We start from the raw sequence: 10,628 nt of genomic DNA on the forward strand, positions 1-10,628 counted from the left end.
GTGCTTCCGGTCAGTTTAAGGCCGGGGTGCGGCTCACGCCGGTTCCGGCGCGGGTCAGGACGGTGCAGGCGTCGGTTCAGGCGTGTGCCAGGACCGGTTGTGCCGGCTGTGCGGGCTGTTCGGCGGCATCCTGTACGCCGGAGTGGCCGGCCAGCATCGTCTCTTCGTCGAACGGCTCGGCACCGGCCAGGACACGGTCCACGCGTCCGCCGTCGATCTCCTTGACCCAGGTGCCGATCAGCACCGTGGCGACGGCGTTGCCGGTGAAGTTGGTCAGGGCGCGCGCCTCGGACATGAACCGGTCGATGCCGACGATCATGCCCACGCCGCCCAGCAGCTGGGGTGCGTGCGCCTGGAGTCCGGCGGCCAGCGTGGCCAGGCCGGCGCCGGTGACGCCGGCGGCACCCTTGGAGGCGATGATCATGAAGACCAGCAGGGAAACCTGGGCGCCAAGGTCCAGCGGCGTGCCCATGGCGTTGGCGACGAAGAGTGCTGCCATGGTCAGGTAGATGGCGGTCCCGTCGAGGTTGAAGGAGTAGCCGGTGGGGACCGTGACGCCGACGACAGGCTTGGACACGCCGAGGTGTTCCATCTTCGCGATCAGGCGGGGCAGCGCGGCTTCGGAGGAGGAGGTCGAGAAGATCAGCAGGTATTCGCGGCCGAGGTACTTCATGAGCTTGAAGATGCTGACGCCCGCGACCGCCTTGAGCAAACCGCCGAGGACCACGACGATGAACAGGGCGCAGGTGATGTAGAAGGCGCCCATCAGGGTCGCCATGCTGATGATGGCCTGGAAGCCGGTGGCGCCGACCACCGCGGCGATCGCGCCGAAGGCTCCGACCGGGGCCAGCCACATGATCATGATGAGGATGCGGAACACGAGGGCCTGGCCGTAACCGACGGCCTTGAGGATCGGGGCTCCCTGGGGGCCCATCTTCTGCAGCGCGAAGCCGACCAGGATAGCGGCGAGGAGAGTCGGCAACACGGGAATGTCGCCCGGGATGATGCCCAGCAGGAAGTCAACGGTGCTGTCGACCGCCGCCTTCTTGTTCGGATCATAGGGGGCGAGTTTGAGGCCCTCGCCCGGGTGGATCAGGTTGCCGACCACGAGGCCGATCGCCAGGGCGAAGGTCGACATGACCACAAAGTAGGCGAGCGCCAGGCCGCCGACCTTGCCGACCGTCGCGGCCTTGGCGATGGAGCCGATGCCGAGCACGATCGTGCAGAAGATCACGGGCGCAATCATCATCTTGATGAGTTTGATGAAGCCGTCGCCGAGCGGCTTGAGGGATTTGCCGACCTCGGGGAACAGCAGGCCAATAACGGCACCTGCGATCACGGCGACGATGACTGCGATGTAGAGGTAGTGGGACTTGTCCAGTCCCTTGCGCTTCTTGGCCGGAGCGGCGGCCGGTGCTGCTGACTCTCCTCGTTGAGAGGCCATGGTGTTCTCCTTGGATAGGCTGGACTTGGTGCGGTCCTGGCTGTGGTCCGCTCTTGTCCTTCTTGCGTGTAACCCCATCATTGATGAGAAGGTGACGCGCATCACCCTTGCGTTCATATTGGTCATGGAAGGTGTTGATGATCCGGCGCTGGAGCATCGCCCGCAGGCTGTTTGCGGCCAACCTGCTGTTCGTGGTGGCCCTGACGGCCATCGTTGGTACGGCCGTGTTCGTGGACGCGCGCGATCACGCCTACGACGAGGCCGGACGCCGGATGGCCGGCATCGCCACCGCCGTCGCCGACGCCCCCTTCGTCCTGGCGGCGGCGGACACAGCCGATCCCACGGCCCTGCTGCAGCCGTATGCCCTGAAGACCATGAACGACGCCGACGCGGATTTCATCACGATCATGGCCCCGGACCGCACACGCTGGACCCACCCGCGCGATGAGGAACTGGGCAAACCGTATATCGGCTCCATCGACGCAGCCCTCCATGGCCAGGTGTTCACGGAAGTCGTGGCCGGCACCCTCGGCCCGTCGGTGCGCACCATCGCCCCGGTCAAGGACGCCCACGGCAAGGTCCGGGCGCTCGTGGCCGCGGGCGTGACGGTCCGGACGGTGGACGTCGCACTCTCCGGCAGGCTGCCGGCGCTGCTGGCCATCAGCCTGGCGCTGCTGGCCGGCGGGTCGGCGGCGGCCTGGCTCCTGGGACGGTACCTGCGCCGGGTGACCCGCGGCTGGGGCCCGGAAGAGCTGGGCCAGCTCTTCGCGTACTACGAATCGGTGTTGCATTCGGTGCGTGAGGGCGTGATCCTCATCGACCCCAGGGGCAAAGTGGTGATGTACAACGACCAGGCCGCCGAACTGCTCGGGCTGAGGAAACAGTCCGCCGACGGCGGTCCCACCTCCGGCGCTGACGGCGGCGTTGCGGGGGGCGGGCGCCAGGCTGCGCCCTCCCTCGCGGAGTTGCCGCTGGCCCCCAGCCTCAAGGAACTCTTCGAATCGGGGCGGACCGCCCTGGATGAGATCCACCTGACCGGCTCGCGGATCCTGGTGGTCAACCAGGGCCCCGCGGTGGGACCCGAATCTGCCGGCGCCCGCCCGCACGGAGCGAAGTCCGGCGCTGGCACTCCTGTATACGGAACGGTCGCCACCATCCGGGACCGTACCGAGATCGAATCCCTGGGCAGTGAACTCGAGACCATGCGCACGCTCTCGGACGCGCTCCGCGCCCAGACCCATGAGCACGCCAACCGGCTCCACACCATCGTCTCGCTCATGGAACTGGGCCGGGGCCCCGAGGCGCTGGACTTTGCCACCAAGGACCTGGAACTGAGCCAGCGGCTCACGGATGACATTGTGAGCTCCATCGAGGAACCCGTGCTCGGCGCCCTGATCATGGGCAAGGCAGCCGAAGCACACGAACGCGGCGTCGAACTGACCCTCAATACCAGCGGTTCGACGGCCGTGACCGGACTGGCCGTGCAGGACCTCGTGGCCATCCTGGGGAACCTGCTGGACAATGCCATCGACGCCGCGGCCGAGGCGCCGGCACCCAGGCTCGTGGAGCTGACCGTCGAGACCACCGGCTCCGCCCTGGAGATTACCGTGGAGGACAGCGGCCCCGGGATCGATCCCGCGGCCGTGGAGGACGTCTTCCGGCACGGTTTCAGCACCAAGGCCCCGGGACCGTTCGGACGCGGCCTTGGGCTGGCCCTGGTGCGCCAGGCGGTCCAGCGGCTGGGCGGTACCATGACAATCACCAGCCCGGCCGGGGCGCTGTTCCGCGTCACTCTGCCCGTCACAACACCGCCGGCCACTACGCTGCCGGTCACTACCGAGGGACAACCATGAGCGAGATCCGGGTGCTCGTCGTCGAGGACGAGCCCATCGCTGCCGCAGCGCACGCCGCCTACATAGAAAGGCTGGACGGTTTCACCCTGGCGGGCTCCGCGCCCGACGGCCAGTCCGCCCTGCGCCTGCTCACCGAATTCTCCGCGGCAGGCAATCCGGTGGAGCTGGTCCTGCTGGACATGAACCTCCCGGACCTGCACGGGCTGGACATCGCACGCCGGATGCGGGCGGCCGGACTGTTCGCGGACATCATCGCCATCACCGCGGTGCGGGAACTGAACATTGTCCGCAGCGCGGTGGCCACCGGCGTGGTCCAGTACCTGATCAAGCCGTTCACCTACGCGACCTTTGCGGACAAGCTCGCCAGCTACCGGCTGTTCCGCGAGCAGCTGGCCGCACCCCTGGCCGGGGAAGCCGGAGCCCGGGCGTCCCAAAGCGATGTGGACCAGGCCTTCGCCAGCCTCCGCGCCCCGTCCGAGCTGTCGCTGCCGAAGGGCCTGGCCGTATCCACGCTGGAATCCGTCCAGGACTACATCAAGCAGCAGGCCGAGGCGGTGTCGGCCAGCGAGGTCATGGAGGCGCTCGGGATGTCCCGGGTCACCGCCCGGCGCTACCTCGAACACCTCGCCGACGCCGGAACGGTCACCCGCGCCGCCCGCTACGGCGCCCCCGGCCGGCCGGAGAACGAATACCGCTGGAACCGGCCGCGGACGTGAGCCTGCCGCTCCCCCGTTCCCGTCACCGGGAGGGCACTTGCCGGTAGTCCCGGGAAACACTGCCGCGAAATGCCGTCCCGGCGGTTTCCATGCGGCGGGATGATCTCGAATGCTTGCTGCCATGCGGCCGCTGTTGACGTGTCAGGGCAGCGGGGCGGCGCGCGTTGCGAATAGGCGATGATCCGGGTGATCATCATTCGCCGCCCCACTGCGGTCTGGTGCCGGCGGACTCTGTGTGTCCGGGCCTTCTTCGTGGTTGCTTGCCGCGACCGAAGACTTCATTCCATGCGGCGGGGTCCGTCCTGGCTATCGGGAGCCGCGTCGCCGGTGGCCGTGCGGTTACATGATGCCGGTGGGAACCAGCAGGACCCAGGCGAGGGCCGGGGCTACGAGCACCACTCCCCCGGCATATGCCATCAGCTGCCGGTAGACTCGCTGCCTGTCGTTGGCGCGGGCGTTGGCGACCACCAGCGCACCGTCGGTGGAGAAGGGCGAGACATCCACCACCGTGGCAGCTATAGCCAGCGCCGCGACCGTTCCTGAGGCGCTCAGCGAGCTGGTAGCCAGGAGCGGACCGGCCAGGGGAATGAACGCGGTCAGCAACGCCGTGGATGAGGCGAAGGCTGAGCCGACCCCAATGACGTAGCAGAGGACCAGGGCCACCAGCAGCGGTGCGCCCAGTGCCAGAGCCTGCTCAGCGAGGGTGTCGATGACGCCAACGTGCTGGAGCAGGGAGACATAGGTGATCATGCCGGCTACCAGCAGGACGGTGGACCAGGAGACGCCGCCGATGAACGTCTGGTGTTCTTTGATGTTGACCAGCGCCAGCAGGAGTCCGGCAGAGAGCGCGACAAAGCCGATCGGCAAGTGGAAGCCCAGGGTGCACACGAGCATCACCGCGATCAGTGCCAGCGTGAGGATCTGCTGCCCGTGAGGGCGGCTGGTGCGGGCGGTGTCGACGTCGGCATGCTGGCCGCCTTCGCCGTCCCGCAGCCTGCCCAGGAGGGCGAACAGGACGATGGTGAGCACGGAGAGAATGAGATTGATGGCGAAGCTGGCGATGAAGAGTGCGCCCTGGGAAATGGGAAATCCGTTCTTCAGGGCGATGTCGTGCACCAGCACCCCGGCGACGGACAGCGGGGAAAAGCCGCCGGCGTGGGCTCCGTTGATGATGAATGCGCCCATCAGCACGGGATGGATCCGGGACTCGTAGGCGAAGCCGATGGCCGCCGGTGCCAGCAGCGCGACGGCGGCCGGCGAGAAGGTGCCCAGTGACGTGAGCGCAGCAGCGATCAGGAAGAACACCCAGGGCAGCAGCATCGTCTTGCCCCTGACGAGGCGTACGCAGGTCTGGACGATGATGTCGATGGTGCCGTTCCGCTGGGCCATGCTGAAGAAGTACGTGACTCCGATGATCGTCACGACGATGCTGGCGGGGAACTCTTCGAGGATCTGCTTGTCCGTCATTCCGAGCATGAAATAGCCGACGCCAAAGGAGGCCACCAGCCCCATCACGCCGATGTTCAGCGGCCATTTCGTGGCGACGATGAACATTATGACGAGGATGACGAGCGGGATGATTTGGACAGCGGTCATGGAGTGCTCCGGTTGCGGGGTGGCCGAAGGGTTGAAGATATCACCCCCCAGCACGAGCGCAATCAACGCCAGGAACGCGAACCCGGCGGCCGCCGCCAGTAGGATTCGGCGGCGGCGGGTTGGACGCGGGGCATCGTTGTCCCGGGTCTCGTCCGCAGCGACAGCGGTGCGGTGCTCAGTCTTGGTCATGATCGTCTCCTCAGCGGGTGGCTCCCGCGAGGGAGGCAGCGACGGCGCTGCCGGGGACCTCGGGGAGATGGATGATGGTTGTGGCGATGGTGCGGGCCGTGCGGTCGACGCCTACGAGGAGCGTCCCGTCGTGCTCCTCGCTCCAGGTCTCGATGACCCCGGCGGGGGTGCGGAGCCTGAGCGTGCTCCCCAGGGAGTCACCCGTGATGGTGTGCAGCACGGTGCCGGGGGTGCGGGCGGCCAGGGTCAGGGCGATGCTGCCGGTGATGGCCAGGGCCGGGTGGGGCTTGCCCATGGAGAGCATCATGACGTTGGCGTCGCAGCCGGGGTCGGCCTGGGCGGGCGCGGCTACGATGGCGAGCTTGGGGATGGCCCGGGCCGCTTCGGCTGTTGTGCGGACCAGCCCCATCCGCACCGCCGCCTGCCGCCGGATCTGCTCCAGGGTATCCAGCTGCAGCTCCACTCCGGCGCGCCAGCTGTCGTACCTGGCCAGGTCCAGGCCCAGTTCTTCGGCGTTGACGATCACCACGGGCGCTCCGGCGTCGACCATCGACACAGTCCAGCGGGTTCCGCCGGCGGTGAGGGTGTCAGTGGCCGCTCCGGTGGGCAGCAGCGCACCGGTGGTCCTGCCGGCAGGGTCCTGGAAGCCGAGCCCCACAGCGTAGCCGGGGAAGGGTACGCCTGGCATCCGGGCGTCCGGAACGGAGGCCAGGGCTCCGGCAGGGGTGGCCACGCGCTGGACGATGATTTGGTTGGTGTTGGTGTTGCGGGTGACGATCCGGGTAACGTCTCCGTTGGGGAGCACCCAGCCCTTTTCGATGGCGTACAGACCCACCACCGCCGAGCCGTTCCCGCAGTTGCTGCCCCAGTCCACCGCGGCCTCTTCGACGCCCACTTGGGCAAAAGTGTACTCAACGTCGATGTCCCCACTGACGGGCCGGTGCAGGATCACGGCCTTGCTGGTGGTCGAGGTGGCGCCGCCGACGCCGTCGATCTGGCGCGGGTCCGGGCTGCCGAACAGCCGCGGCAGCAGCACATCGAGGCTGGTGCCGCCCGCCTGAAGATGTTCCGCTTCGAACACCCAGCACTTGCTGGTGCCTCCGCGCATCCATTGGGCTTCGATCTTCATGGTTTTTCCCGCTTCTCCTCGTGCCTCAGACTTGAATGAGGACCTGAAAAGAGATTGAGCCAGATCACAACTTTAGACAATGTTGGATTTTTTCAGGGGGATGTAGGATTGCTTAACTCATAGAGCGCTGGAGGATTATTCCCCAGCTGCAAAGCGTCCGTTGCCAGGAAAAGTGCTCGAAGTCCTCAAGGGAGGCCCGGTCCCGGCAGGGAATGAACCAAAGGCGAAGAAGGGTGAAGCGTTGCTAAAGGACGAAGGCCAGGATTTGTTCGATATAAGGCGGCTGGCGCTTTTGCTGGAGGTGGTGGAGCAGGGCTCGATCACCGCGGCGGCCGAGTTGATGATGTACACGCCCTCGGCCGTCTCCCAGCAGCTGCGCAAGCTCGAGCAGGAGGTGGGGCAGCCTCTGCTCACCCGTCGCTCCCGCGGGGTGGTGCCCACCGAGGCCGGCCAGGTTCTGGCCGGCCACGCCCGCAAGATCGTCTGGCAGATGCAGGCAGCCCGGTCCGACCTGGGCCAGATTGCGGGCCTAAGACGCGGTTCCCTGACCGTGGGTACGTTCCCAACCCTGGCCGGATCCTTCCTGCCCATCGTCATCCGGACCTTCAAAAAGCGCTACCCGGCCATCAGCCTCTCGTTGCGCAGCGCCCGCTTCGATGAACTCGTCGCAGATCTGCAGTCCGGCGTCACGGGTCTGTGCCTGCTCTGGGATTACCCCTGGAACCCGTTCCGGGACGATTCCATCCGCGTAACCGAGGTCTTCCGGGAGAGCACCGTCATCCTGGTGGCCCGCAGCCACCCGCTCGCCGAGCGTGAGCAGGTAAGCATGGACGACCTGCGCAACGAGTCCTGGATCGTGCGCGCCGAGGCCCACCCCGTCGTGGAGGTGCTGCAGCGCTCCGCTCACGACGCCGGATTCGAACCGGAGATTGCCTTCCTGGCCAACGACTACCAGGAGGCCCAGGCMATGGTCAGCGTGGGAATGGGCGTGGCCATGGTGCCCAAGACCGCCGTAGCACTTCAGCATCCCGACGTGAAGGTGCTGAGCCTGGGTTCCGCTGCCCCGCTGCGGAGGATACTGCTGGCGCAGCGGGAGGACAAGGTCTATGCCCCGGCCGAGGTGGCCTTCCACTCCACCCTGTTGGAAATCGCCCGCGAACGGGCCGGCGACTATCACTAGACCACGAGGCTGCTCCGGTCACGCAGGGCCGGGGCGCAGGGTGTCGATCAGCGCGTCGATCACGCCGGCGTCCTCGATCGTGGAGGGCACCACGTAGGTCTCGCCGTCGGCGATCTGGCGCATGGTCTTGCGCAGGATCTTTCCCGAACGGGTCTTCGGCAGAGCGTCCACCACGGTGACGTGCTTGAAGTCCGCCACGGCCCCGATGTCGCGCCGGACCAGGGCGATCAGGTCCTTGACGAGGACGTCCTCGGGCACGTCAACCCCGGACTTGAGGACCACATAGCCGCTGGGCCGCTGGCCCTTGAGCGGGTCGGCGAGGCCGATCACGGCGCATTCGGCAACTGCCGGGTGCTGGCCGATCACCTGTTCCATGGCGCCGGTGGAGAGCCGGTGTCCGGCGACGTTGATGATGTCATCTGTGCGGCCCATGACGAAGACGTAGCCGTCCTCGTCCCGGTAGCCGGAGTCACCGGTGGCGTAGTAGCCCTCAAACGCCTGGAGGTAGGAGGAAATGTAGCGGTCGTCGTTGCGCCAGAGCGTGGTCAGGGTGCCAGGCGGCAGCGGCAGGCCCAGGACGATGTTGCCTTCCATGCCGGCCTCGACGTCCCCGCCGGCGCCGTCGACGACGTTGAGCCGGAAGCCGGGCATCGGGACGCTCGGCGACCCGGCCTTGATCGGCAGTCCGCCGAGGCCGCGGGGGTTGGCGCAGATGGCCCAGCCGGTCTCCGTCTGCCACCAGTGGTCGACCACCGGAACACCGAGCACCCGGGAGGCCCAGTGGAAGGTATCGGTGTCCAGCCGCTCGCCGGCCGCGAACAGGGTCCGCAGGCTGGCAATGTCGTATTTGTCCAGGAACCGGCCCTCAGGGTCGGCCTTGCGGATGGCCCGCAGCGCGGTGGGCGCGGTGAACAGCACGTTGACCTTGTGGTCCTGGATGACCCGCCAGAACGCGCCGGCGTCGGGCGTCCCCACCGGCTTCCCTTCGTACAGCACCGTGGTGGCGCCGGCCAGCAGCGGACCGTAGACGATGTAGGAGTGGCCCACCACCCAGCCGACGTCCGAGGCGGTCCACATGACGTCGCCGGGACCGACGTCGTAGAGGTTTTCCATGGTCCATTTCAGGGCCACGGCGTGGCCGCCGTTGTCCCGCACCACGCCCTTGGGCGAGCCGGTGGTGCCCGAGGTGTAGAGGATGTACAGCGGGTCCGTGGCCTTGACGTCCACCGGCGCGGCCGCCTCGGCGGAGGCCATCTCGGTGTCCCAGTCGAGCCATTCGGGGTGCTCGGCCGCCATGGAGGCCACCGTCGAGGCGAAGCCGTCCCTGGCCTTGACCAGCACCGGGGTTCCGGCGGCGCCGGCGATACTGAGGGCCTCGGCGACGGCGGGCAGGTACTCAATCCGGCGCGACGGCTCGATGCCGCCGGACGCCGCCACCACCGCCGCGGGGGCTGCGTCGCGGATGCGGGCGGCAAGTTCCTTGGGAGCAAACCCGCCGAAGACGACCGAGTGCAYGGCGCCGAGCCGTGCGGTGGCCAGCATCGCGATCACGGCCTCGGGGATCATCGGCATGTAAATCACCACGCGGTCGCCCTTGCCGACGCCGCTGCGGCGCAGGACACCGGCGAACCGGGCCACGAGGTCCGTCAGTTCCGCATAGGTATAGCTCTGCCGGATGCCCAACATCGCTGAGTCGTAGACCAGGGCATCCTGCTCACCCCTGCCCTGGGCGACGTGCCGGTCGAGGGCGTTGTACGACGTGTTCAGGACCCCGTCCGGAAACCAGTCGTAGAGCGGCGCCCGGCCCGCGTCAAGGGCCTGCTGCGGTGGCGTCTGCCAGGAGATCCCTTCCGCGGCCTCCAGCCAGAACTCTGCGGGATGTTCCAGGCTCCGTTCGTAGGCGGCCCGGTAGCTCTTGGTGACCATGACGTACATCCTGTCCACGACGTTGTGATGCAGCCATGGTAAACCGGGGCGGACCGGCGATACAAGGGTCATGTATACACAACTCGGCTATTTGTTCACCACAGGCGGCAATTGCTGGGCAAAGGGCCGTGGCGTGTATACACTGATGATGTTCCATCCCGACACAGCCACCACCGAAGGAGGCAGGATGCGCGCCAGCGACAAGGCCTACGCGGCCCTGCGCGACGACATCATCGAATGGCGCCTCCTGCCCGGAACCGTGCTCGCGGAGGTGGAACAGTCGGCGCGCCTCGGCATCTCCCGCACCCCGCTGCGGGAGGCCCTCAGCCGGCTCACGGCCGAAGGGCTGACGACGACGGCGGGCGGCCGCGGCGTCGTCGTCACCGACATTTCCCTGGACGACATCGACGAACTGTTCGAACTGCGCGAAACCCTCGAGGGCAGGGCCGCCGCCCTCGCCGCCGAGCGCGGCGACCCCGCAACCTTCGATGCGTTGCGGCGCGAACTGCTCCAGGCCCCGGAACTGATCGGCGGCCAGGATCCGGCCCTGCACGACTACTACGGGCTGGTCGGGCGGCTGGACGCGGCCATCGAC

At 67.5% G+C, this 10,628-nt stretch carries 8 protein-coding genes; 4 read left to right on the forward strand and 4 right to left on the reverse strand.

Annotated elements, in window-relative coordinates; genetic code table 11:
* Positions 1-76: 76 nt before the first annotated feature.
* Positions 77-1,444 carry a cation:dicarboxylate symporter family transporter gene (locus tag AC1D1S_RS15470; RefSeq protein ID WP_476994850.1) on the reverse strand — a complete coding sequence of 456 codons (1,368 nt, stop codon included), beginning with the start codon at positions 1,442-1,444 and terminating at the stop codon, positions 77-79.
* A 137-nt stretch (positions 1,445-1,581) separates the two neighbouring features.
* Between AC1D1S_RS15470 and AC1D1S_RS15475 the strand changes: the two genes are divergently transcribed.
* On the forward strand, positions 1,582-3,297 hold the full coding sequence (locus AC1D1S_RS15475) for a sensor histidine kinase (protein WP_476945386.1): 1,716 nt from the start codon (positions 1,582-1,584) through the stop codon (positions 3,295-3,297).
* Complete coding sequence (locus AC1D1S_RS15480) at positions 3,294-4,013, forward strand: response regulator (protein WP_476994851.1); 720 nt, start codon at positions 3,294-3,296, stop codon at positions 4,011-4,013. Before AC1D1S_RS15475 ends, AC1D1S_RS15480 begins: the two co-directional genes overlap by 4 nt.
* A 339-nt stretch (positions 4,014-4,352) precedes the next feature.
* On the opposite strand, the gene AC1D1S_RS15485 is transcribed toward AC1D1S_RS15480, so the two are convergent.
* Positions 4,353-5,798, reverse strand: coding sequence for an SLC13 family permease (locus AC1D1S_RS15485; RefSeq protein ID WP_243179565.1), 1,446 nt, complete (start codon positions 5,796-5,798; stop codon positions 4,353-4,355).
* Positions 5,799-5,808: 10 nt separating this feature from the next.
* Positions 5,809-6,927 (reverse strand): PrpF domain-containing protein, encoded by a 1,119-nt coding sequence (locus AC1D1S_RS15490; RefSeq protein WP_243179566.1) that lies wholly within the window; start codon positions 6,925-6,927, stop codon positions 5,809-5,811.
* A 241-nt stretch (positions 6,928-7,168) separates the two neighbouring features.
* On the opposite strand from AC1D1S_RS15490, the gene AC1D1S_RS15495 reads away from it, so the two are divergent.
* On the forward strand, positions 7,169-8,107 hold the full coding sequence (locus AC1D1S_RS15495; protein WP_459385980.1) for a LysR family transcriptional regulator: 939 nt from the start codon (positions 7,169-7,171) through the stop codon (positions 8,105-8,107).
* A gap of 18 nt (positions 8,108-8,125) precedes the next feature.
* Here AC1D1S_RS15495 and AC1D1S_RS15500 read toward each other — a convergent pair whose 3' ends face one another.
* Complete coding sequence (locus tag AC1D1S_RS15500; RefSeq protein WP_476994853.1) at positions 8,126-10,033, reverse strand: AMP-binding protein; 1,908 nt, start codon at positions 10,031-10,033, stop codon at positions 8,126-8,128.
* A 187-nt stretch (positions 10,034-10,220) separates the two neighbouring features.
* Between AC1D1S_RS15500 and AC1D1S_RS15505 the strand changes: the two genes are divergently transcribed.
* Positions 10,221-10,628 (forward strand): GntR family transcriptional regulator (locus AC1D1S_RS15505; protein ID WP_476994852.1); only part of this gene is annotated, 408 nt, incomplete at its 3' end.

The organism is Arthrobacter sp. P1_A5 (assembly GCF_056406825.1).

What these genes read in the sequence shown, in the direction of transcription:
- AC1D1S_RS15480 (WP_476994851.1), top strand. Translation starts at nt 3,294, where the DNA reads ATGAGCGAGATCCGGGTGCTCGTCGTCGAGGACGAGCCCATCGCTGCC.
- AC1D1S_RS15475 (WP_476945386.1), top strand. Translation starts at nt 1,582, where the DNA reads ATGATCCGGCGCTGGAGCATCGCCCGCAGGCTGTTTGCGGCCAACCTG.
- AC1D1S_RS15485 (WP_243179565.1), bottom strand. Translation starts at nt 5,798, where the DNA reads ATGACCAAGACTGAGCACCGCACCGCTGTCGCTGCGGACGAGACCCGG.
- AC1D1S_RS15490 (WP_243179566.1), bottom strand. Translation starts at nt 6,927, where the DNA reads ATGAAGATCGAAGCCCAATGGATGCGCGGAGGCACCAGCAAGTGCTGG.
- AC1D1S_RS15470 (WP_476994850.1), bottom strand. Translation starts at nt 1,444, where the DNA reads ATGGCCTCTCAACGAGGAGAGTCAGCAGCACCGGCCGCCGCTCCGGCC.